At 63.9% G+C, this 20,878-nt stretch carries 22 protein-coding genes and 1 pseudogene; 8 read left to right on the top strand and 15 right to left on the bottom strand.

All coding sequences use genetic code 11. The features are described from left to right. Positions 1–261: 261 nt before the first annotated feature. Entirely contained in the window at positions 262–1,428 is a 1,167-nt protein-coding gene (locus AC0ZT5_RS15010) for an ATP-grasp domain-containing protein (protein WP_488497059.1), read from the top strand. 4 nt (positions 1,429–1,432) lie between these two features. Continuing rightward, on the top strand, positions 1,433–2,209 hold the full coding sequence (locus AC0ZT5_RS15005) for an esterase family protein (RefSeq protein ID WP_488497058.1): 777 nt from the start codon (positions 1,433–1,435) through the stop codon (positions 2,207–2,209). A gap of 121 nt (positions 2,210–2,330) precedes the next feature. Here AC0ZT5_RS15005 and AC0ZT5_RS15000 read toward each other — a convergent pair whose 3' ends face one another. The 4 genes from AC0ZT5_RS15000 to AC0ZT5_RS14985 form a co-directional block, all read right to left on the bottom strand. Continuing rightward, a complete protein-coding gene (locus AC0ZT5_RS15000) occupies positions 2,331–3,416 on the bottom strand; it encodes an AbrB family transcriptional regulator (protein WP_488497057.1) in 1,086 nt (361 codons plus the stop codon). A 70-nt stretch (positions 3,417–3,486) separates the two neighbouring features. Then, complete coding sequence (locus AC0ZT5_RS14995) at positions 3,487–3,801, bottom strand: putative quinol monooxygenase (RefSeq protein ID WP_184874721.1); 315 nt, start codon at positions 3,799–3,801, stop codon at positions 3,487–3,489. 62 nt (positions 3,802–3,863) lie between these two features. After that, positions 3,864–4,646 (bottom strand): SDR family NAD(P)-dependent oxidoreductase, encoded by a 783-nt coding sequence (locus AC0ZT5_RS14990; RefSeq protein WP_488497056.1) that lies wholly within the window; start codon positions 4,644–4,646, stop codon positions 3,864–3,866. A gap of 61 nt (positions 4,647–4,707) precedes the next feature. Further along, a complete protein-coding gene (locus AC0ZT5_RS14985) occupies positions 4,708–5,145 on the bottom strand; it encodes a DsrE family protein (protein ID WP_488497055.1) in 438 nt (145 codons plus the stop codon). A 102-nt stretch (positions 5,146–5,247) separates the two neighbouring features. On the opposite strand from AC0ZT5_RS14985, the gene AC0ZT5_RS14980 reads away from it, so the two are divergent. Further along, positions 5,248–6,336, top strand: a complete 1,089-nt coding sequence (locus tag AC0ZT5_RS14980) for a hypothetical protein (protein WP_488497054.1) — start codon at positions 5,248–5,250, stop codon at positions 6,334–6,336. 7 nt (positions 6,337–6,343) lie between these two features. On the opposite strand, the gene AC0ZT5_RS14975 is transcribed toward AC0ZT5_RS14980, so the two are convergent. The 3 genes from AC0ZT5_RS14975 to AC0ZT5_RS14965 all read right to left on the bottom strand — a co-directional run bounded on the left by AC0ZT5_RS14975 (position 6,344) and on the right by AC0ZT5_RS14965 (position 9,735). After that, positions 6,344–7,291, bottom strand: a complete 948-nt coding sequence (locus AC0ZT5_RS14975) for a cation diffusion facilitator family transporter (protein ID WP_488497053.1) — start codon at positions 7,289–7,291, stop codon at positions 6,344–6,346. A gap of 5 nt (positions 7,292–7,296) precedes the next feature. Continuing rightward, on the bottom strand, positions 7,297–9,486 hold the full coding sequence (locus AC0ZT5_RS14970) for an anthranilate synthase (protein ID WP_488497052.1): 2,190 nt from the start codon (positions 9,484–9,486) through the stop codon (positions 7,297–7,299). Between the two features lie 123 nt (positions 9,487–9,609). Then, complete coding sequence (locus tag AC0ZT5_RS14965) at positions 9,610–9,735, bottom strand: hypothetical protein (protein WP_488497051.1); 126 nt, start codon at positions 9,733–9,735, stop codon at positions 9,610–9,612. Positions 9,736–9,804: 69 nt separating this feature from the next. Between AC0ZT5_RS14965 and AC0ZT5_RS14960 the strand changes: the two genes are divergently transcribed. Then, the gene (locus tag AC0ZT5_RS14960) at positions 9,805–10,575 is read left to right on the top strand and encodes an isocitrate lyase/PEP mutase family protein (RefSeq protein WP_488497050.1); all 771 of its coding nucleotides are present in this window, start codon (positions 9,805–9,807) and stop codon (positions 10,573–10,575) included. 178 nt (positions 10,576–10,753) lie between these two features. Here the strand turns inward: AC0ZT5_RS14960 and AC0ZT5_RS14955 are convergent, their stop codons facing one another. From AC0ZT5_RS14955 to AC0ZT5_RS14940, 4 genes are all read right to left on the bottom strand, one after another. Then, positions 10,754–11,809 (bottom strand): M14 family metallopeptidase, encoded by a 1,056-nt coding sequence (locus AC0ZT5_RS14955; RefSeq protein WP_488497049.1) that lies wholly within the window; start codon positions 11,807–11,809, stop codon positions 10,754–10,756. Positions 11,810–11,898: 89 nt separating this feature from the next. Beyond that, positions 11,899–13,077 carry an MFS transporter gene (locus AC0ZT5_RS14950; protein ID WP_488497048.1) on the bottom strand — a complete coding sequence of 393 codons (1,179 nt, stop codon included), beginning with the start codon at positions 13,075–13,077 and terminating at the stop codon, positions 11,899–11,901. 119 nt (positions 13,078–13,196) lie between these two features. Beyond that, complete coding sequence (locus AC0ZT5_RS14945) at positions 13,197–14,573, bottom strand: FAD-containing oxidoreductase (RefSeq protein ID WP_488497047.1); 1,377 nt, start codon at positions 14,571–14,573, stop codon at positions 13,197–13,199. Continuing rightward, entirely contained in the window at positions 14,570–15,031 is a 462-nt protein-coding gene (locus AC0ZT5_RS14940; RefSeq protein WP_095090807.1) for a DUF4126 domain-containing protein, read from the bottom strand. Before AC0ZT5_RS14940 ends, AC0ZT5_RS14945 begins: the two co-directional genes overlap by 4 nt. A 184-nt stretch (positions 15,032–15,215) precedes the next feature. On the opposite strand from AC0ZT5_RS14940, the gene AC0ZT5_RS14935 reads away from it, so the two are divergent. Next, a complete protein-coding gene (locus AC0ZT5_RS14935) occupies positions 15,216–15,773 on the top strand; it encodes a sugar O-acetyltransferase (protein WP_488497046.1) in 558 nt (185 codons plus the stop codon). A gap of 12 nt (positions 15,774–15,785) precedes the next feature. On the opposite strand, the gene AC0ZT5_RS14930 is transcribed toward AC0ZT5_RS14935, so the two are convergent. From AC0ZT5_RS14930 to AC0ZT5_RS14920, 3 genes are read right to left on the bottom strand one after another with little or no spacing between them, the layout of a single operon-like run. Further along, positions 15,786–15,923 (bottom strand): hypothetical protein, encoded by a 138-nt coding sequence (locus tag AC0ZT5_RS14930; RefSeq protein ID WP_488497045.1) that lies wholly within the window; start codon positions 15,921–15,923, stop codon positions 15,786–15,788. A gap of 23 nt (positions 15,924–15,946) precedes the next feature. After that, positions 15,947–17,281 (bottom strand): ATP-binding protein, encoded by a 1,335-nt coding sequence (locus tag AC0ZT5_RS14925; protein WP_488497044.1) that lies wholly within the window; start codon positions 17,279–17,281, stop codon positions 15,947–15,949. Further along, the gene (locus tag AC0ZT5_RS14920) at positions 17,278–17,937 is read right to left on the bottom strand and encodes a response regulator (RefSeq protein ID WP_488497043.1); all 660 of its coding nucleotides are present in this window, start codon (positions 17,935–17,937) and stop codon (positions 17,278–17,280) included. The genes AC0ZT5_RS14925 and AC0ZT5_RS14920 overlap by 4 nt, the downstream gene beginning before the upstream one ends. Before the next feature lie 166 nt (positions 17,938–18,103). On the opposite strand from AC0ZT5_RS14920, the gene AC0ZT5_RS14915 reads away from it, so the two are divergent. Continuing rightward, positions 18,104–18,370, top strand: a complete 267-nt coding sequence (locus AC0ZT5_RS14915) for a PepSY domain-containing protein (protein ID WP_488497042.1) — start codon at positions 18,104–18,106, stop codon at positions 18,368–18,370. A gap of 5 nt (positions 18,371–18,375) precedes the next feature. Continuing rightward, a pseudogene (locus tag AC0ZT5_RS14910) lies at positions 18,376–19,009 on the top strand (cytochrome b/b6 domain-containing protein). A 61-nt stretch (positions 19,010–19,070) separates the two neighbouring features. Here the strand turns inward: AC0ZT5_RS14910 and AC0ZT5_RS14905 are convergent. After that, positions 19,071–20,066: a GlxA family transcriptional regulator gene (locus AC0ZT5_RS14905; protein ID WP_488497041.1), complete on the bottom strand. Its 996-nt coding sequence runs from the start codon at positions 20,064–20,066 to the stop codon at positions 19,071–19,073. 127 nt (positions 20,067–20,193) lie between these two features. Here AC0ZT5_RS14905 and AC0ZT5_RS14900 point away from each other — a divergent pair, with 127 nt between their 5' ends. Beyond that, the gene (locus AC0ZT5_RS14900) at positions 20,194–20,838 is read left to right on the top strand and encodes a cysteine hydrolase family protein (protein WP_488497040.1); all 645 of its coding nucleotides are present in this window, start codon (positions 20,194–20,196) and stop codon (positions 20,836–20,838) included. Positions 20,839–20,878 lie beyond the last annotated feature (40 nt).

The raw sequence follows: 20,878 nt of genomic DNA, 5'->3' as shown, positions 1-20,878 counted from the left end.
TCGCCGATAAGGCCGAGAAGAAGCAGGGTCGAAGCCAGTGCACGCACGGCCTCGCCGGAAAAACCGGTCGGACAGGAAGCGTTGGTGGCGCGCGTGTTCATGGCGGTTCTCATACAGGAGCGGCTTGTGGGAGGCAAGTGGGGCCGCATGGCGGGCCGAGCTTCTGTTGGAAATCATCCCTAACATGTGCGCTCTTCCCCACGCGCTGCAAATGCGCCAGACTTGGCCTTGTCGGGGTCACTATCGGCAGGGGGGTCATCCATGAATTTCGTGTTCTTCTCGCCGCATTTTCCCGTCAATGGCGCGGATTTCTGCGACCGGTTGAGGAAGGCCGGAGCCAGGGTGCTGGGTATCGGCGACGCACCCTACGAGGCGCTCGACGGCAAGCTGAAGGCGGCGCTCAGCGAATATTACCGTGTTGCCGACATGGAGGATTACGATCCGGTGTTCCGGGCGATGGGGCATTTCATCCACAAATGGGGCCGTATCGACCGTTTTGAATCGCTCAACGAACATTGGCTGGAGCTGGAAGCCAACATCCGCACTGACTTCAACGTCTACGGTACCAAGCTCGATTTCGTGAAGAATTTGAAGCGCAAGAGCCGCATGCGCGCCTTCTTCCGCAAGAGCGGCGTCGACACCATCGCGCAAAGGAAATGCTCCGACCGGGCCGGCGCCATGACGTTCATCCGCCGCGTCGGCTATCCGGTGGTGGTCAAGCCCGACAGCGGCTCGGGCGCCTCGAACACCTTCAAGATTTCCAACACTGGCGAGCTCGACCAATTCTTTAGGGACAAGCCCGAGGATGTGACCTTCGTCATGGAGCAGTTCATCGAGGGGCTGGTGGTGACCTTCGACGGGCTGGTCAACCGCGATGGCGAGGTGGTGCTGGCCGCCAGCCACCGCTACGACCAGAGTGTCATGGAGGTGGTCAACAAGGACCGCCACATGAGCTACACCTGTTTTCCACGGATCAGCCCTGCGGTCGAGGAAGCCGGCCGCAAGATCCTAAAGGCGTTCGACGTGCGCGAGCGCTTTTTCCACATCGAGCTGTTCGAGACCAAGGACGACCGCGTCATCGCGCTGGAGGTCAACATGCGTCCGCCCGGCGCCTGGATGACCGACGCCATCAACTACACCTTCGACATCGATGTCTACGGAGCCTGGGCCGACATGGTGGTGAAAGATGCCGCCGGCGGCCCCTATGAGGGGAAGTATTTCACCGCCTATGCCAGCCGCAAGCGGCGCCTCAGCTATTTGCACAGCCATGAGGACGTGCTAGCCGCCCATCGCGACAAGATCGTCCACCATCAGGCCATCGAAGAGGTTTTCAGCCGCGCCATGGGAAATTACGCCTACCAGATGCGTTCGAAGGACGAAGCGGCGCTGCGCGAAGCGGTCGCCTACATCCACGCGGAAAAGGCGTGAGGCGATGGACGTTTCCTATCATAAGACTTTCGCCCGCAATCTCGGCCGCGACATGGAATACAAGCGCTACGGCCATGCCGGCCGGCCGGTGGTGGTGTTCCCGACCTCGCAAGGGCGGTTCTACCAGTTCGAGGATTCCGGCGGGGTGGGGGCGCTGGCCGAGTTCATCGACACCGGCCGCATCCAGTTGTTCACGGTCGACGGCATCGATTCGGAATCCTTCTTCGACAAGCATGCCGACGCCGCACACCGCATCGGCCGGCACGAGGCCTATTTCCGCTATGTGCGCGAGGAGGCGCTGCCGGAATTCCTGTCCACGGCCGCGCAGGCCAATGGCGGGCGCAAGCTGAAGCCGCTGTTCACAGGCTGTTCGATGGGCGGCTACCACTCGTCGAACTTCGTCTTCCGCTTTCCCGAGCTCGCCAGCGGCGTCATCTCGCTGTCGGGCGTCTATTCGGCCCGCGACTTTTTCGGCAAGGCGCTTGAAGGCGACATCTTCTACAACTCGCCGCTCGACTATCTGCCCGGCATTGTCGATCCCAAACTGCTTGCCCGCCTTAGGGCGCTCAGGCTGATCTTCTGCTGCGGACAGGGCGCCTGGGAGGAACGGATGCTGGTCGAGACGCGCAAGCTGGAACAGATCCTGCGCGACAGGTCCATTCCCGCCTGGGTCGACTATTGGGGCGGCGATGTCAGCCATGACTGGCCGTGGTGGCACAAGCAACTGGTCTATTTCTTCGGCCGCTGGCTGGATGAGGACCTGATGCACAGGCTGGATTAGGGCGCATTGATATTCGGGTGATGTCGGCCTGAAACGTCGGTGGGCTGTTGTACGCCGGCCGCTGACGGGCTTCCCTGGCTGTGAAATCACAACCTGGTTGTGATTTCAGAGGGAGCATTGGCTACTGCCTGACGCTTCTCGCCACCAACCGCGCCACGCTCGGGCCGACCAGCAGTACGATCAGGAAGCGCGCCGATTGCAGCGCCATGACGAAGGAGATGTCGACGTTCTGCGCGGCGGCGGCAATGATGGCGATGCTGTCCATGCCGCCGGGGCTGGTCGCCAGGTAGGCGGTCAAAGGGTCGATGCCCAAGAGATGGCTGATCATGAAGGCAAGGCCGCCGCAAAAGGCAATCAACGCCACGATCGAGGCGATGATCTGCGGCAAGGCACGCGTCGCATGGCGCAGGATCGGCCGGGTGAAGTTCAGGCCGATCGACCAGCCGACCATCGCGTAGCTCACCGCCAGCAGCCATTGCGGCAATTGCATCTCCACGCCAAGGCCGAGATGGATCACCGTGCCAAAGATGAAGGTGCCGAGAAAGAAAGGCGAAGGCAGCCGGCAAAGCTTTCCCGCCAGACCGCCGACAAGCGCGATGCCGATGGTGGCGGCGAAGGCTTGTGTATCGATCGGCGGAAACCAGACGATGGGCGGGATTTCGACCCCCGACGTGTCGACCCACATCTTGGCAACGAGAGCCGCCGTCATCGAGACGAAGATGACGCGCAGATACTGCATGAAGGCGACGAGCCGCTGGTCGGCGCCGAAGGCACCGGCCATCAGCACCATGGCGGTGGCGGCACCTGGCGAGGAGCCCCAGACGGCGGTGGTGCCGGGCAGGATGCGCCAGCGGCTGATCAGCCAGCCGAGCAGGCTGGAGGCCGTGACCGTCGCCACCACGACGCCGAGAAACAGCTGCCATTCCTGGTAGAATACCGGAAAGATGTCGGCCGAGATCGAGCTGGCGACGAGGCAGCCGACAATTGCCTGGGCGGCGCCGAACAAAAGACGCGGCACGCGCACCGTGGCGCCATTGGTGCCGGCGACGATGGCCGCCAGCATCGGTCCGATCAGCAGTGCGGCCGGCAAAGCGGCGAGCTCCAGCGCGCCGGCAAACAGGGCGGAGACGGTCAGGATCGCCAGCCATTGCCAAGCCTTGCGCATTCGCGCCATGCGCTCGACAACGGGCTGGTCCGGGGAATCCATGTCTTGGTCTTAGACTCGAAGCGGGGCGATGCGAACCCCGCTGCGCCGAAAAAGGATGCCTCGCGTGAGCTTAGGCTTTTTTGCCGTCGGCCAGGCCGAAGCCGCCGACAGGGTGGGTTTCGACCTGGAATTCAAAGCCGGCGATGAACGGCCGCGCCTTGGCGATCGCCGCCTGGACTTCGGGAAGCTGCAGCGAGGCTTTGTGGCTTTCGGCGTCGGTCCACACTTCGGTGACCCAGATCGCATCGGCATCCGCGGGGTCGCGGGCAATGATGTAGCTCAGGCAACCCGGCAGGGCACCGGTGCTGGTACTGGCGCGCAGGACCTCCATGACCGCGTCGCGCTGGCCGCGCGACGCCCGCATCTTGCCGATCAGTCCATACATTCCTTTGTCTCCCTTCGAGGTTTTCGACAAGATATGCAGATCGTCAGTATGCAGATAGCCAGTCAAGGCATCAACTGGCCGCCATTCACCTCGATCACCTGGCCGGTGATGTAGCCGCTCAGAAGGTCGGAAGAGAGGAACAGGTAGGCGCCGACGCAATCTTGCGCGGTGCCGGCACGCCCCTGTGGAATGGTGGCGACCATGCCCTTTATCTGCTCGTCGGTCGAATAGCGCTCGTGGAACGGCGTGAGAATGGTGCCGGGCGCCACCGCGTTGACGCGGACGCCGAAGCCGATCAGTTCCTTGGCCATGCCGCGCGTCACGTTGGAGACGAAGGCCTTGGCCGAACCGTAGAGGCCGGCGCCGCCGCCGGCGCCGTTGCGCGCGGCGATCGACGAGGTGTTGACGATGAAGCCGCCCTGTTTCTTCAGCCACGGGATCGCCTTGCGCGAGGCGGTCAGCACGGAACGCGCATTGAGGTCCATCACCGCGTCGTAGTGCGCCTCGGTCTGCTCGGCATAGGGCACGCGACCGAGCATGCCGCCGGCATTGTTGACCAGCCCGTCGAGGCGGCCGAAATGCTGCGCGCTGTCCTCGACGACGCGTTCGACATCGGCGGGAACCGAGAAATCGCCCTGGACGAGGAACACCTCGCCGCCCTTGTCGGCAATGGTCTTGGCCAGAGCCTCGGCGGCGTCGCGGCTCGAATTGTAGTGCAGTGCTACGCGGCATTTCTGTGCGGCGTAGGCCGACGCCAGGGCCGCGCCTATGCCGGTCGATGCACCGGTAACCAGTACTGCCTTGCCGGCGAGATCGGGAATGCTGAGTGTGGTGGTGGCTGGCACGCGTGTCCTCCGGGATTTCTACCGGTCCTTCGTAGGCCTTTGGTGCCCAGATGTTCAAGCCTCACGGGCGCAGATAGACGTAGCCCTGGCCCTGCAGTTCCGCGAGTTTGACGACGCCACCCTTGTCGGCGGCGTGGAACCCGTCGAGCAGGTCGGTCAAGGAAATATCCATGCCTTGCATGGTGTTGGCGCAGGCGTGCGGATCGAGCCCCTGCTGCACCAGGCTGGCGAAGCGGCCGGAGATAGCGGCCGATATGCCTTTGGACTCGAAGGCGGCAAGCGCTGGACCATGCACGACCAGCACGATGTCGACATTGCCGCCGGTGCCGTCATAGTGGTTCTTGATGTTGCCGAGAACGAAATTGACCTTGTCGAGATCGCTGAGATGATAGGCGACCTTCTGCCTGGCGGGCTCCGTGGCGGCTGCCTGCTCCACCCGCAGGCCAAGAAACGTTCCGGTACCGGCAAGAACCGCGCGGAACATATCGCGCCGGCGCATCGCATTCTCCTCCGCTTGACGGCGCACCGCAAAATGCGTGGCTGCGGCCGCAATACTAGCATAAATTGACGCTACGTCCTGTCGATGCGGAGGAGGGGTAACATGGCATCTGGGAAATGGAAGACAGTAGCCAGCGCCGGATTTGGCGTCGTGCTGCTTGCCGGCCCAGCCTTCGCCGATGACGCACTCAAGCTCACCGAACTCAGCCCCAACGGTGCCGATGCCTGTTTCGGCCGCGTCTATGACGCAGCACATCTCAAGGCGCATCCGAAGCAGAAGGTGGCGCGGATCTTCTTCTACTATGGCCATGATCCGGTCAGCCGGCCGAACGAGGAGCCGAAGGCGAATTCCGACTCGTCCTACAACGCCTTCGTCGCCACGACCGTGCGCGGCGCCAAGGCGCCGGAATGGGCCGGCGGCTGGTGCAATCACGAGTCCGAGGACGGCAAGACAGGCCCGATCCATTGCGGCATGGAATGCGACCGGACGCTGGCGTCGCTCAAGGTTGACGACAAGGGCCGGCTGATCCTCTCGGATCTGCAGTCCGATATCTATCTCGATGCAGGGGCGGAAGAGGAACTGGGTGCAGCGGAATACGACAGGCAGGCGCTGGGCAAGGAGGATGACAATTTCCGCCTCGACCCGATGCCGGCCGCGACCTGCAAGGCGGAGTTCGCGCGCATCGATCCGATCGACCCGGCGCTCGGCCCCCCGCTGCGTGAGCGGCTGAAGCCGGACCAGGCCTTCTGCTATGGGCGCGACTATGACGCGTCGCACCTGGCCTCGCACCCCGATCAGTTGACGCAGTCGATCCGGGTTTTCCGCGGCTCGGTGGAACTGGCGTCTTTTGCTTCGGGAGGCGACGCAGCCAACTGGCCCGATGGCGCCGACATTGCCGTCACCGTCACCACGCGGCAGAAATCGGCCAAGGCTACGCAGACCTATTCCTGCCAGGGCGAGGCCGACCAGTGGCGCTGCGCGGCGAGTTCGAAGATGAGCGATTTTTCCTGCGACATCGCGCAGAAGGAGATTTTCCTCAAGCGCGGCGTCAACGGCACGATGATGCTGGCCAATCCCAACAGCAGCCTGGCGATCGTCGATCTGTGTTCGAAGGCCGCCGACGGCAAGACGAAATCCGACGACAAGGTCTATCGGCTGCAGCCGATGCCGCAATCGGCCTGCGCGCCGTGAGCTGACCTCAGGCGAACGGCACGGCAGTAGTGCCTTTCGGCAGCTTGGCTTCGTCGTCGGGCTCGACATGGATGGTGACGCGCACCGAGGGGATTTCGGCTTTCAGCGCGTCCTCGATACGGTCGCAGATGACATGGCTTGCGCCGACCGACATGTCGGCGTCGACGACCAGATGGAACTCGATGAAGGTGGCGCGGCCGGCGATGCGCGTCTTGAGGTCATGCACCTCCAGCGCGCCCTTGCAGTTGGCCGAGATGACGTCGCGGATGCGCATGTGCGCCTGCGTGTCGACGGCACGGTCCATCAGGCCGTTCATCGACGAGCCGATGACGTGCCAGCCCTGCCACAGGATGTTCAGCGCCACGATGACGGCCAGTGCCGGGTCGAGGATGTGCCAGCCGGTGAGGATCGCCCCGACCAGGCCGCCGAAGACGCCGATCGAGGTCACCACATCAGTCATGATGTGATTGCCGTCGGCAACCAGCGCAGGCGATCTCTCGGCCCTGCCGGCGCGGATCAGCGTCCAGGCCCAGAAGGCATTGATCACCGTCGCGACGCCGTTGACCGCTAGGCCGTTCCAGGGCTTTTCGATGGGCGCCGGCGCCTGCCAGGCGCGCCAGACCTCGTTGAGGATCAAAAGCGCGGCGAGAACGATCAGCACGCCTTCGAGCACAGCCGAGAAATACTCGGCCTTGTGGTGGCCGAAGGGATGGTCCTGGTCGGCAGGCTTGTAGCTGACCTGGATCGCCCAGAAGGCGGCCATCGAGGCGATAACGTTGACGATCGATTCCAGCGCGTCCGAGTAGAGCGCCACCGAGCCGGTGATGTACCAGGCGACGAGCTTTAGACCGAGCACGACTGCGGCAATGATGATCGACCAGAACGCAAGGTTGGCGACCTTGCGCTTCGCCGCGGCTTTGGCCGCGATCGCCATCGTGTTCTCGGTTTCGGCCATGGTCGTCAGGCGGCCTTTTCCTTGGCCTTGCGCGGCAGGTGGGCAACGACGTTCTCGATGATGCGCATGCCGGCATTGTGGCCGAGCGTCATGATCGATTCCGGGTGGAACTGCACCGCGGCAATCGGTTCCTTGCGGTGTTCGAAGGCCATGATGACGCCGTCCTCGGTCTCGGCCGTGACTATGAAATCATCGGGCAGGCGCACCGGATCGGCGAAGATCGAGTGATAGCGGCCGACGGTGACTTCCTTAGGCAGGCCGGAGAAGATGATGCCCGGCTTCGAGACGCGGATGCGCGACGGCTTGCCGTGCATTGGCACATGCAGTTGCCTGAGCTCGCCGCCATAGGCCTCGGCCAGTGCCTGCAGGCCAAGGCAGACGCCGAAGATCGGTAACTCGCGGGCGCGGGCTTTCTTGATGGTGGCGGCACAATCAAAATCCTTCGGCGTGCCGGGGCCGGGCGACAGCACGACGAGGTCGGGCTTCAGCCGGTCGAAGACTTCCTCCGGCACCGGCGTGCGTACGGTCGAAACGTTGGCGCCGGTCTGACGGAAATAATTGGCCAGCGTGTGGACGAAGCTGTCCTCGTGGTCGACGAGCAGGATGTTGACGCCGTCGCCGACCCGGGCGGTGGTGCGTTCGGTGCTGGCGGAATTGCCTGTCTTGGCGTCGCGGATGGCGGAGAGCATGGCGGATGCCTTCAGTTCGGTTTCGGCTTCTTCTTCCTCGGGAATGCTGTCGAAGAGCAAAGTGGCGCCGGCGCGGACCTCGGCAATGCCGTCCTTGATGCGGATGGTGCGAAGGGTGAGGCCGGTGTTCATGTCGCCGTTAAAATTGACCATGCCGATCGCGCCGCCATACCAGGCGCGCGGGCTCTTCTCGTTCTGCTCGATGAAGCGCATGGCCCACAGTTTCGGCGCGCCGGTGACGGTGACCGCCCAGGCGTGCGACAGGAACGCGTCGAAGGCATCCATGCCTTCGCGCAGCCGCCCCTCGATGTGATCCACCGTGTGGATCAGGCGCGAATACATCTCGATCTGGCGGCGACCGATGACGCGCACCGAGCCCGGCTCGCAGACCCGCGACTTGTCGTTGCGGTCGACGTCCGAGCACATGGTGAGCTCGGATTCGTCCTTCTTGGAGTTGAGCAGCTTCAGGATCTGCTCGCTATCGGAAATGGCATCGTCGCCGCGCTTGATGGTGCCCGAGATCGGGCAGGTCTCGACACGGCGGCCGTTGACGCGCACGAACATTTCCGGCGAGGCGCCGATCAGATATTCGCCTTCGCCCAGATTGATGAAGAAGGAATAGGGCGAGGGGTTGATCGACTTCAGCTTGCGCGAAATCTCGGACGGCTGCGTCTCGCAGCGCTCATAGAACATCTGGCCGGGCACGACCTCGAACAGATCGCCGCGCTTGAACGAATCCATGGCCTTGCGAACCAGGTTGGCGTATTCGCCCGGTTCATGGTCGCCGCGCGGCGGGATGCGGTCGGCGGTCTTGAACGGCTCGGCGATTTCGTCGCGCGGCAGGCCTTCCGTCGAAAACCCATCGCCCGAATAGTCGTAGCGGTCGGTCCAGGCCTTGGCCGAGTAATGGTCGACGACCAGGATCTCGTCAGGCAGGAACAGGACGAGGTCGCGCTGGCTCTGCTTGCGCTCGAGCTTGTAGTCGACCGGGTCGAACTGGAAGGCGAGGTCGTAGCCGAAGGCGCCGTAAAGGCCGAGATTGGCATCTTCCTCGGTCTTGAACAGAGCGGTGATGGCGCGCAGCACGGTGAAGACCGAGGGAACGCGGCTGCGTTCCTCCTCGGTGAAGACACGGCCGGGTTTGGCGACGTCGAGGCGGATCAGTTTCTTCGAAGTTTCGGCAATGGTGACATCGGCCAAGCTGCCGATCGCCTTGCCGATGACCGGCAACAGCGCCTCGCCACGACCGTTCAGCGCCTCGATGCGCATGGCGCGGCCACGCGCCGAAATGACCAGCGGCGGATCGATGATGGCGGTGTCCCAGCGCGTGTAGCGGCCGGGATATTCGTAATTCGAGGAAAACACCGCGCCGCGGCGCGCATTCAGCCCATCGACGTAAGCGTCGATGGCGCCCGCATAGGGCTGGTCGTGGCGCTCGCGGGTAATGGTGATGCCACCCGCGGTCACGAAACTTTCCGCCCCGTTTTCCAGAACCTTCATCGTCACTGCCGTCTCCATCAGCTTCTTGGGGCAACGGACCCGGGAATGGCTTGAAAAACAAATGGCCGCCCGGACATTCCGTTGCGGCCACCTTCTATTTTCACGCGTACGCGTTCGAACAGGCCGCTGTCAGCTGGCCCACCACCAAATGGTCTTGGTCGAACGCATGTTCATGGCGAAATCCATAGCTGCGAAAAACCGGATGCGCAACAGGTTTGAAAATTCTGCTCGGTGGCCGCCGCTTCTGCGGGTCATGGCACATCGCCAGAGCCGGCGGTCCTGCTTAGGCTGGATGTCCAACGGCAGAAACATGGGAAAACAGCAATGACCGAGCAGATTGAGCGTGCGCGCGCATTCCATTCCCTCCACGCTAGGGGAAACCCGATCGTTCTCTACAATGCCTGGGACCCGGGCTCGGCCAAGATCGTCGAGAAAGCAGGGGCCAAGGCGATCGCCACGGGAAGCTGGCCGGTGGCGGCCGCCTTCGGATACGCCGATGGCGAGAAGATCCCGCTGGAGCTGGCGCTCGACAACATCAGGCGCATCGTGGGGGCGGTCGACCTGCCGGTGACCATGGATCTCGAGGGCGGCTACGGCGTTGAACCGGAAACCGTCGCCCGGACCGTGACGCGTGCCGTGCAGGCCGGCGCCATCGGCTTCAATTTCGAGGATCAGATCGTTGGCGGCACCGGCCTGCATGACATCGCCGTGCAGGTGAAGCGGATCGAAGCCGCCGCCGCAGCGGTCAAGGCCTCGGGTATCCCGGCCTTCCTCAACGCCCGAACCGACATCTTCCTCAAGGCCAAGCCGGATGCGCACGACAAGGCGCTGCTCGACCAGGCGATCGAACGGGCACATGCCTATGAAAGGGCCGGAGCGAACGGCTTCTTTGCGCCGGGCCTTGGCGATGAGCGCCTGATCGAGTCGCTCTGCAAGGCAATCGCGTTGCCGGTCAACATCATCGCACTGGCGCATGTGCCGCCGCGCCAGCGGCTGGCGGAACTCGGCGTCGCCCGCATCAGCCACGGCCCGGTGCCTTACCGGCAGATGGCCGAATGGCTGGAGGCGAAAGCGCGGCTGGCTATTTCAGGCTAGGGCATGCTGATATTCAGGTGATGCCGGCCTGCAAATGGTGGTTTCCTGCGCTTCCGGTGCTCACGTACCCAAAAGTACGCTCCGCTCCGGTTCTCGGAACCCGCCATTTTCGACTCGGCCTGACCTGAATCTCAACATGCCCTGAAGCATTTCGAATAGAGGCTGGGCCGTTCTGCTCTCAGTCCTCAAGCGTTCCCGACCTGGCGTCGGCGCTCTTGCTGTCGCCGACCAGCTTCAACAAGTCTTCGCCGGCGCGGATGATGCGGCGCGAGCGGCGGGTCAGGATGATGCCATCCTGCGGTGCGAAGAGTTCGGTGCGGCCATCGGTTTCACCCGGTGCATGGACGATGGTGGCGAGGCGAGCGCCCTTGGCGACGCGGTCGCCGGGCTTCACGTCGTAAAGCACGGCACCTGCCCGGGGTGCCGGCATCATCTCGATGTTTTCGAGCGGTGCGACGACACCGGTGAAAGGACCGGGTGCGGGCAGGGCGGTATCGGCGATCACGCCGCGCGCCACCAGCAGCCGGTAAAGGCCTTCGGCGTCGGCGGCGGCCAGGGCCCCATCGACATCGAGGATGCCGCGATATTCGACCGTCGTGGCGACGCGACGGTCGAGCTTGGCCACGTCATCGGGAACGTTCTGGTAGGGCATGATCGAGGCGCCCTCGAACGTACCGTCGGTGTCTTCGCTCCACAGCATCACCGCATCGACACCCATGGCGGCGGCACAGTCGGCCATCGCCGGCCACAGGCTGGTATGGACATAGAGATAGGCGAGGCCCTCGTCGTCGCAATGCAGGTCGAGCACGATGTCGTGGCCGAGCGAAAGCTGCACCAGCCGGGTCTTCAGCCGCTGGTCGACGGGGCCAAGCGTGACGTTGGGCAAGAGTGCTGCGTCGGGTGCGGCAAGCAGCGGAAAGCCGCGATTGAAGTTGGTGCGGGTGCCGAGATGGAAGCGGCCTTGAAGCTCGCCGAAATGATATTGGGCGCGGCCGATCGGGTTTGCCCAGGGCACTACGGTGATGTCACCCTTGATGCGGCTTTCGGCCTCGGCCTTGGCCAGCATCGGCATCAGCGCGTCGATGGCGACAACGCCCGGCAATTCGCCGGCATGGAGTGCCGCCTGCAGATAGGCTGAAGGAGCGGCCTTGCCGGTTCCGGCAAACCGGAACAGCGGAAATTCGTAGGAAACACCTTCGCTTTCGCCGGCAATGCGCTCGATCGATTTTTGCATGACCTTCCTCCATCAAGAGCGACGAGACATGCCCATTTGAAGGTGCCGATGTCGATTGGTCCAGCCTGCCGCGCTATGGGCGCAAGCGGTTATTCCGCGGCAGCCTGAAGCGGGACGGCAGGCGCACGCCTATCCAATGTCTGCGACAGCACCGCGACGATTACCGCCAGCAGCGCCAATGCCGCGCCGACCAGCGGCAGGTTGGCATAGGAAACACCGGCGGAAAGGGCCACGCCGCCGATCCACGCGCCGCTGGCATTGCCGACATTGAAGGCGCCCTGGTTCAGCGTGGCAGCAAGGTTCGGCCCTTCGGAGGCAGCCTCGACGACGCGGATCTGCAGCGGCGGCACGACGACGAAGATGAGCAGGCCCCACAGGAAAACGATGCCGATGGCAACGCCGGCTATGGCGCCGAACTGCATGAAGCCGACAAACAGCAGCGCCAGCAACAGCAGCGTGCCGATGACCGTCGGCATCAATTTCCAGTCGGCGAGCTTGCCGCCGATGATGTTGCCGATGGTCATGCCGGCGCCGAACAGCAGCAGCACCCAGGTGACGGCCGAGGTGGACAGGCCGGAAACGTCGGTCAAATAGGGTTTTATGTAGGTGAAGACGGAAAACAGGCTGGCCGAGGCAAGAGCGGCGATCAGCATGGCGAGCCAGACCTGCAGCTTGCCCAGCACGCGCAGCTCGCCGCGCAGGCCGCCACCGCTCGGTTCAGCGACGTCGGATGGCACCAGCCAGGCGATGCAAGCGACCGAGATCAGGCCGATGCCGACCACGGCGAGGAAGGTGGCGCGCCAGCCGAAGGCTTCGCCAAGGGCGGTGCCGGCGGGAACACCAAGGATGTTGGCCAGCGTCAGCCCGGCGAACATCAGCGCGATGGCGCTGGCGCGCTTGTTGCGCGGCACCAGGCTCGCAGCAACGACCGAACCGATGCCGAAGAAGGCGCCGTGGCCGAAGGCGGTGAAGACGCGCGCGGCCATCAGCATCCAGTAGTTGGGCGCGATGGCGCAGAACAGATTGCCGACGACGAACAGCGCAGCGAGCCCAACCAGCACCGGCTTGCGCGGCAGATGCGCGGTCGCCATGGCAACGATCGGCGCGCCGAAGACGACGCCCAACGCATAGCCGGTGACCAGCAGGCCGGCCGAGGGGATCGACACGCCGAGATCGGCGGCGACCTCCGGCAGCAGGCCCATGATGACGAATTCGGTGGTGCCGATGCAGAAGGATGCAATGGCAAGCGCAAGGATCGGCAAGGGCATGAGGAGTCCAGACTGAATCGGTTCAAAGCAGACTGAACGCGTAGCCCTGTTCCACGCAATATGCATTGCTGCAAAGCAGCAATGCATAAAGTACAGAGCCTGGCGCGAGAGTGAGTGTCTCACACCAGCGGCTTCAGCTCCTGGGCGATGGTGGGCAGCAGTTCCGAGACATTCGGGTGGATGTGCACCGCGCGCGCCAGCGTGTCGACGGGCGCCTTGGCGTACATCAGGTCGAGCACGCAATGCACCGCCTCGTCGCCGCCGGGGCCAAGCACCGAACAGCCGAGGATCTCCCTGGTGTCGGCATCGACGAGGATCTTCATGAAGCCCTGCGTCTCGCCCTTTTCGACGGCGCGTCCGACGCGGGTCATCGGCCGCTGGCCGACCAGCGCCCGGCGCCCGGATTTCTTCACCGCGGTCTCGGTCATGCCGCAGCGGCCGAGCGGCGGGTCGATGTAGAGCGCATAGGCCTCGATGCGGTCGCTGACTTTGCGCGGATCATTGTCGAGCAGGTTGGCGGCGACGATCTCGTAGTCGTTGTAGGACGTGTGAGTGAAGGCGCCCTTGCCGTTGCAATCGCCCATCGCCCAGATGCCGGGCACGCTGGTGCGCAGCTGGTCGTCGACGGTGACGAAGCCGCGCTTGTCGACCTCGACGCCGGCTCTGTCGAGGCCGAGATCGTCGGTGTTGGGCACGCGTCCCAGAGCCAACAGCACATGCGAGCCGACCGCCGGAGGTTTGCCGGCGGAGAAGGTCACGGCAGTGTCGTTGCCTTGTTTGGCGAAGGCGATGTCGTCGGCACCGAGATGGACCGTAATGCCCTCGTTTTCGAGGATGGAAAGGATGGCGTCGGAAACATCCTCGTCCTCGCGGCCGGTCAGCCTGGGAGACTTCTCGATCACCGTGACGTCGCTGCCGAAGCGGCGGAACATTTGCGCGAATTCGAGCGAGATGTAGCTGCCGCCGACGACGACGAGATGGCGCGGCAGCACGTCGAGATCCATCATCGAGGAGTTGGTCAGATAGTCGATATCGTGGATGCCGGGCAGGTCGGGCACCGAGGCGCGGCCGCCGGTGTTGAGGAAGATTTTTTCGGCGGCCAAAAGGTCGTCGCCGACGCGCACGGTGTTGGCGGATTCGAAACGCGCATGGCTGCGATAGAGCGTGCATTTGTCCATGCCGGCGATCCAGGTTTCGAGCCCGATGCGGGCGTCGTTCGACACCTTGTCCTTGCGCGCCTTGATCGCCATGTAATCGACGCCGACGGGACCGCCGATCGTCACGCCATAGTCGGCGGCGCGGCGCGCCAGATGCGCGGCATAGGCGCTGGCGACCATGGTCTTGGTCGGCATACAGCCGGTGTTGACGCAGGTGCCGCCGACCAGCTTGCGCTCGATCAGCGCCACGCTCATGCCGGCGGCATTCAGCCGGCCGGCCAGCGACGGGCCGGCCTGTCCGGCGCCGATGATGATGGCGTCGAAGGTCTTTGCCGTCATGCCACCGCCGCCACGATCAGCAGGCCGCCGATGATCGCCACCGCGTCCTCGATGAAGGCGGCGGGCGGGTCCTTGCCGAAGGCGGCGGCCAGCCGGCCGCGCGCTTCGGCGCCGCCCAGCGTGCCGATGACAGCGCCGATGGCGCCCGCGATCAGGCCGCCGATGGTGGAACCGCCGGTGGCGCCGATGACGGCGCCGGTAAAAGCGCCCATGATGATGCGGGCGCCGAATTGCTGCGGCACTTTACGGCTCGGCGTCGAAGGCAACTGGTCGGTGACCAGTTCGACGATGGCCAGGATGGTGAAGATGCCGACAGCCGCCCAGTGGCTCATGAAGCTGGCCCAGGTGGCGGCGACCGGCAGCCAGCCGAGATAAGCGCCCCAGGCGACGGCGGCCGGCGCGGTCATCGCGCGAAGACCGGCAATGACGCCGATCAGAAGTGCGAGAATATACAGCATGATTGATCCCCTCATCGCCGGACCAGGACAGCCCAGCAAGAGCAGGCTAGCATAGGCTTGGCCTTTGACCAGACATGACTTCGAAAAATCGGAATGGATTTTGCGCCCGGAATTGGCAGAAGCTGGCACTTCTCCGTCCGCGGCATTTGTGCTTTGGCGGGGATGCCAAAGGGAGGACACCGTCATGGCTGGAAGCGAGCGGGCCAAGATGGCGGCCGGCGAATGGTACACCTGCCTCGATGACGAACTGGAGGCCTTGCGCGTCATGGCGCGCGACGCGGTGTTCGAGCACAATTGCCTGCCACCCCGGCAGCGCGGAAACCTCGGGCCGGGCTTGAAGGCATTGCTCGGCGGCGTGGGCGAGGGCGCCCGCATCGAGGCGCCGTTCCACTGCGCCTACGGCTTCAACATCTTTCTCGGCGATGCCGCCTTTCTCAACGCCGGCTGCACCATTCTCGACACGGCAAGCGTGCGCATCGGCAGCCGAACGCTGCTCGGCCCCAATGTCCAGATCTATTGCGCCGAGCACCACAAGGAGGCCGCCGGGCGGCAAGCGGGGCTGGAAATCGCGAGGCCTGTCGAGATCGGCGCCAATGCATGGATCGGCGGCAGCGCGATCATCCTTGGCGGTGTCAGCATCGGCGAGGGCGCCATCGTCGGCGCCGGCGCGGTGGTGACGCGCGACGTCGCCGCGAACACCACGGTTGTCGGCAATCCGGCGCGGGCGGTCAAGCGCGGCTGACGCTAGAGCGGTTCACCGTTTCACGGAAACGCCGAACCGCTCTATCTCTTTGTTTTGACGCAAATCCGGACGGAAAACCGTTTCACACTTTTCCTGGAATTGCTCTGGCATGGTGCCGAAAAGTGTGAAGCGGTTTTCGGACGACATCATGCTCTATCTCTTCGAGTTCGGCTCTAGGCGGCGGGAAACCGGATCGTCGCTTCGAACCCGTCTTGCCGCCCGGATGCCGGTGAATTCAGAACCAGCGTCGCATCGATCTGTTGCAGGATCCGGCTCACGATCGCCAACCCGAGGCCCGATCCCTCGGCGCGCGTTGCGCCGCGTTCGAACCGCTTGATCAGGCTGCCTGGGGCTGGAACCACCGGACCTTGGTTGATCACGCTAAGTCGGGCGTCTTCGTCGATGCGCACGACAACCTCTCCACCTTCGAGGCCATGCCGCAAGGCATTCTCGATAAGGTTGCGCAGGACGATGGCCAGCGCATCGGTGTCGATCGCGGCCAGCGCCTTGCCTTTCACCGGCATTTCGAGGCGAAGGCGGCCCTTGTTTTCGCTGTGCTGCTCGAAGTCTTCGACCACCAGTGCCGCGACCGCGGCAAGGTCGGCAGGCTTTCCGGCGGCGGCCATTCCGGCGTCGGCACGCGCCAGCTGCATCAACTTTTCGGACAGGCCGGCGAGATTGGACAGGGCTGCCTTGATCTGGCGTGGACGTTTTCTTGCCGCGTCGTCCGGAGCTTCCGCGATCAGGCGCTCCGTCTGTGCCAGTGCGCCGGCAATCGGCGTGCGCAATTCATGCGCGGCATTCGCGGTGAATTCTTTTTCCGCCTCAAGCGCCATGTGCAGGCGCCGCATCAGGCTGTTGACCGACTTGGCAATGGCGGCGAGTTCGGAAGGCAGTTCGGTGGTGCGGATCGCAGCGAGGTTGTCGCCGTGACGTGCGCTGATCTCGCCGCGCAATGTTGCAATCGGCCTCAGGAAACGCGCCAGGGTCAGCCACGCGACAAGTGCGCTCAACGGGATCAGGATGACCATCGGTATCAGGAAGCCGGTGGCGGCTTCGAAGGTTTCCTCGTTGCGCCGTGCATCGAGCTCGGCGACCTGGATGAAGATCGTGCCGCCAACCGCGGGCTCGGTGTAGATGCGCCATCCGGCGGCCTCCGCAAAGCCCTGCGCGAGTTCAGCCGTGAGCGGCTCCGCGGGAGCATTGTAGGAGTGCAGGAGAACACGGCCACTGCCGTCCCGCACCTGGAAGATGAGGCGACCGACTATATCGCCTGAGACGGCCTCTGCCAGCCTGCGGGGCGATTGCGAAACCTCGCGCCCGAAAAGATCGTCGATGACCAGTGGCAGCAGCCGGCGGGCCGCTTCCTGCATCGAATTGTCCATGGCTTCGTTGATTTCACGATGCAGGGTGATGCTTCCCGTGCCCGCGGCGACCAGGCCGAAGGCGACCGTGACCAGGATCAGCGAGGCAACGAGACGACCGGCAAGGCTGTCGAAGAACCTCATGGGAATGCCAGACGGTAGCCCAGCCCCCTTACGGTCGTGAGGGCCTCGCGCCCGATCTTCTTGCGCAGGCGGCTGACATAGACTTCGACCGTGTTGCTTTCGATCTCCGCCCCGAAGGCATAGAGCGCATCCTCGATCTGGTTCTTGCCGACGGTCATGCCGGGCCGGCGCAAGAACTGCTCGAGCACCGCCCACTCGCGGGACGTCAGCATGGCCTCCCTGCCGTCCACGACAACGCGGCGGGCGGCCTGGTCGATTTCGACCGGCCCGAGCCGAACCAGAGGATTCGGGTTTCCCGCATAGCGGCGCGCGACCGCAGCGAGGCGCGCGGACAACTCGCCGAGATCGAAGGGCTTGACCAGATAGTCGTCTGCTCCGGAATTCAGCCCCTCTATCCGATCGGAGAGCTGGTCGCGCGCGGTCAGGATGATGACCGGCGTATCGGTGCCTTCACGGCGCAGCGTCTTCAGCAATTCGAGCCCCTTGCCGTCCGGCAGATGGAGATCGAGCAGGACGAGTTCATAGGAGACGACATGAAGGTGATCGCCGGCATCGCCAAGCGTCGTGCTCCAGTCCACGGCATGACCGTCGGCGGCGATATGATCGCGCACCGCCTCGCCCAGCACGGGGTCGTCTTCGATCAGCAGAACGCGCACCTTGCCTCCGTGTTCAGCAACACGCCACCTCCATGCGGAACAAGGCTGACAGGAACCTGAACGAAAGCCAACTGCGGCTTTTGAGCGATACGATACGCGTTCAGGCTGCTGTCAGGTTTCACGCTCAGGGTCCGTGACATCGGAATTGGCCGATGGAGAAAACAAGATGAAGACCTTGATCCTGACCGCGCTGGTGATGGCTGTTGCCGGACGGGCTTTCGCTGCCGACAAATGCGATGTGCCGACCGACCAGTGGCAACCACGCGAGGCGCTGCAAAAGAAGCTTGAAAGCGAAGGCTGGAAGGTTCGCAGCATCAAGACCGAGAACGGCTGCTACGAAGCCAAGGCACTCGACGCCAACGGCAAGAAGCTGGAGGCCGTGTTCAACCCCAAGACGCTCGAGTCGGTCGGCGCCGATTCCGACGACGGTTGATCGCCATGAACGCCACCGTTTCGACACGAGAAGGCTCGGTCGGGTCGACACGAGAAGGCTCGGTCGGGTCGACACGAGAAACCTCGGTCGAGTCGACACGAGAAGGCTCGGTCAGGGTCTGGAGTTCTTACGTCCGCCTCTTTCATTGGTCGCTGGTCCTGTGCGTTGCGGTGGCCTGGCTTTCCTCGGGAGAAATCATGAAGCTGCATGAACTGGCCGGTTACAGCGCGGGGGTCTTGATAGCCTCGCGGCTGATCGCAGGGCTGGCGGGATCGGGGTATACGCGCTTCCGTCAGTTCGTGCGCGGGCCGCGCGCGGTGAGCTTGTACATAGCCGACGTGGCGCAGGGTCGCGAAAGGCGTCATCTCGGCCACAACCCTGCCGGCGGCGCCATGGTGCTGGCGCTTCTCACCTGCGTGGCGGGAATTGCGCTTACCGGCTGGATGCAGACCACCGATGCCTGGTGGGGCGTGGCCTGGGTGGAGGACACGCACAAGATCCTGGGCAATGGAATTCTCGTGCTCGTCGGGCTTCATGTCGGCGGGGGTGCTGCTGGCCAGCCTGCGCCATCGTGAGAATCTGGTTCGCGCCATGCTAACCGGCCGCAAACGCGCGCCGTCGTCGGAAGACGTCGCCTGACTGCCTGGATCAGGGAATGCCAAAGGCGCCGCAGTGATGCGGCGCCTTTGGCCGTTCTTTCTCAGGAGGGCAAGGCGTGCGCCATTGTTTCGTCCTGATCGGCTCGCCTCGAGAACTCGCGCCTATATTGCGCCGGTGACGTCTTGAGCCGTGCTGAAAAATGCTGGCGCAGCGACGTGGCGCTGCCGAAGCCGACCTCGAAGGCCACCATGTCCATCGATTTCTCCGTTGCCTCCAGCAACCGCTGCGCCAGTTCGATCCTCTGGCTGGTCAGCCATTCGCCGAAACTGGTGCCGATCGATTTCTGAAAGCGGCGGGTGAAGGTGCGCCGGGTCAGGCCGGCGGCCTCGGCGACGCGGTCGAGGCTGTGCGTCTCGCCAAGCGTCGCGCGAACCGCGTCAAGTGCCTGGGTGAACCGGTCGGCATCAGCGCTTTTTGCCACTGGATGCTCGATGAATTGTGCCTGCCCGCCTTGCCGATGCGGCGAAAGGACAATCTGGCGGGCAAGCCGCAGTGCGGCTTCCGCGCCATAGCGGGCGCGCACGATGTGGAGGCAGCAGTCGAGGCCAGCCGCGACGCCGGCCGAAGTCACGACATCGCCATTGTCGACATAGAGCACCGTGGCATCGACCGCGATGTCGGGATGGAGTTTTTGCAGCCGCTCGGAATAGGCCCAGTGCGTCGCGGCACCGCGGCCTGACAATAGCCCGGCCGCGGCGATGGCGAAGGTTCCCAGACACAGGCCTACAATCAATGCGCCATGCGCGTGTGCCCGGCGCAACGCCTCCATCAACACCGGGGCTGGCGCTTCGCCGAGACGATGCCAGCTTGGGATGATGACGATGTCGGCGCTGTCAAACCCTTCGAGCCCATGCGGCGCGGCAACTGTCAGTCCGGCTTCGGTGTGGATCGGGCCGGCCTTGACCGCGCAGATGCGGAACTCGAAGCGCGGCAGGCCAAGAGATGTTCTGTCCTCGCCGAACACCAAGCATGGCACGGAGAGATGGAACGGGCTGATGCCGTCGAAGGCAAGGACGGCAATGATGGGGTCGGTCATGGGGCTTCCAAGCAAATGAATGCGGATTGTCCCAATTCTTTCTAATGATGTCAATCGGGACACTTTCGACCGCTTGGCGACCTGCCTATCTTCGACCCATCGCATTCAAGCCGGAAAGGAAAACACCATGTCTGACCCAGCCAACACCACGCCGCGCCGCGCGCTGATCGTCGTCGACGTCCAGAACGATTATGATGGCGGCAATCTCGCGATCCAGCATCCGCCGTTCCGCGACAGCGTCGTCAATGTGGCACGCGCCATGGACGCGGCGGCGACAGCCGGCATCAAGGTGGTGGTCGTCAAGCAGATGGCGCCCGAGACTTCGCCGATCTTCGCCAAGGGCAGCCATGGTGGCGAGCTCCATCCCGAGATCGCCAGGCGTGAGCGCGACCACTATGTCGAAAAGAACCTGCCGTCCGCCTTCACCGGCACCGATCTGGAAGACTGGCTGCGCGCCAACGGCATCGATACGCTCACGGTGGTCGGCTACATGACGCACAATTGCGATCTGTCGACCATCATCCACGCCGTCCACATGGGCTTTGCCGTCGAGTTCCTGTCCGACGCGACCGGCTCCGTGCCTTATGCCAACAGCGCTGGTTATGCTTCGGCCGAAGAGATCCACCGCGTGGTCACGATCATCCTGCAGTCGCGCTTCGCGGCGGTGCTGAAGACCGCCGAATGGGTCGAATGCCTGAAGACGGGCGCTCTGCCCGAGCGCGATACGATCTATGCCTCCAACCAACGGGCGCTGGCGCGCAGCGCCGCGTAGCCAGAGTTTGTCCTCAGAAAGCAGAAAGGGCGGCCAGTGG

This window comes from Mesorhizobium sp. CNPSo 4670, from assembly GCF_057784235.1.
Note: the sequence above shows the minus strand (reverse complement) of the source record. Positions and strands in the feature narration are given on the sequence as shown.

Excerpts from the sequence above, each read along its gene's own strand:
- AC0ZT5_RS14955 (WP_488497049.1), bottom strand. The coding sequence starts at position 11,809 with ATGCAAAAATCGATCGAGCGCATTGCCGGCGAAAGCGAAGGTGTTTCC.
- AC0ZT5_RS14940 (WP_095090807.1), bottom strand. The coding sequence starts at position 15,031 with ATGCTGTATATTCTCGCACTTCTGATCGGCGTCATTGCCGGTCTTCGC.
- AC0ZT5_RS14945 (WP_488497047.1), bottom strand. The coding sequence starts at position 14,573 with ATGACGGCAAAGACCTTCGACGCCATCATCATCGGCGCCGGACAGGCC.
- AC0ZT5_RS14935 (WP_488497046.1), top strand. The coding sequence starts at position 15,216 with ATGGCTGGAAGCGAGCGGGCCAAGATGGCGGCCGGCGAATGGTACACC.
- AC0ZT5_RS14930 (WP_488497045.1), bottom strand. The coding sequence starts at position 15,923 with ATGATGTCGTCCGAAAACCGCTTCACACTTTTCGGCACCATGCCAGAG.
- AC0ZT5_RS14925 (WP_488497044.1), bottom strand. The coding sequence starts at position 17,281 with ATGAGGTTCTTCGACAGCCTTGCCGGTCGTCTCGTTGCCTCGCTGATC.
- AC0ZT5_RS14950 (WP_488497048.1), bottom strand. The coding sequence starts at position 13,077 with ATGCCCTTGCCGATCCTTGCGCTTGCCATTGCATCCTTCTGCATCGGC.
- AC0ZT5_RS15000 (WP_488497057.1), bottom strand. The coding sequence starts at position 3,416 with ATGGATTCCCCGGACCAGCCCGTTGTCGAGCGCATGGCGCGAATGCGC.
- AC0ZT5_RS14915 (WP_488497042.1), top strand. The coding sequence starts at position 18,104 with ATGAAGACCTTGATCCTGACCGCGCTGGTGATGGCTGTTGCCGGACGG.
- AC0ZT5_RS14975 (WP_488497053.1), bottom strand. The coding sequence starts at position 7,291 with ATGGCCGAAACCGAGAACACGATGGCGATCGCGGCCAAAGCCGCGGCG.
- AC0ZT5_RS15005 (WP_488497058.1), top strand. The coding sequence starts at position 1,433 with ATGGACGTTTCCTATCATAAGACTTTCGCCCGCAATCTCGGCCGCGAC.
- AC0ZT5_RS15010 (WP_488497059.1), top strand. The coding sequence starts at position 262 with ATGAATTTCGTGTTCTTCTCGCCGCATTTTCCCGTCAATGGCGCGGAT.
- AC0ZT5_RS14985 (WP_488497055.1), bottom strand. The coding sequence starts at position 5,145 with ATGCGCCGGCGCGATATGTTCCGCGCGGTTCTTGCCGGTACCGGAACG.
- AC0ZT5_RS14995 (WP_184874721.1), bottom strand. The coding sequence starts at position 3,801 with ATGTATGGACTGATCGGCAAGATGCGGGCGTCGCGCGGCCAGCGCGAC.
- AC0ZT5_RS14905 (WP_488497041.1), bottom strand. The coding sequence starts at position 20,066 with ATGACCGACCCCATCATTGCCGTCCTTGCCTTCGACGGCATCAGCCCG.
- AC0ZT5_RS14900 (WP_488497040.1), top strand. The coding sequence starts at position 20,194 with ATGTCTGACCCAGCCAACACCACGCCGCGCCGCGCGCTGATCGTCGTC.
- AC0ZT5_RS14980 (WP_488497054.1), top strand. The coding sequence starts at position 5,248 with ATGGCATCTGGGAAATGGAAGACAGTAGCCAGCGCCGGATTTGGCGTC.
- AC0ZT5_RS14960 (WP_488497050.1), top strand. The coding sequence starts at position 9,805 with ATGACCGAGCAGATTGAGCGTGCGCGCGCATTCCATTCCCTCCACGCT.
- AC0ZT5_RS14965 (WP_488497051.1), bottom strand. The coding sequence starts at position 9,735 with ATGACCCGCAGAAGCGGCGGCCACCGAGCAGAATTTTCAAACCTGTTG.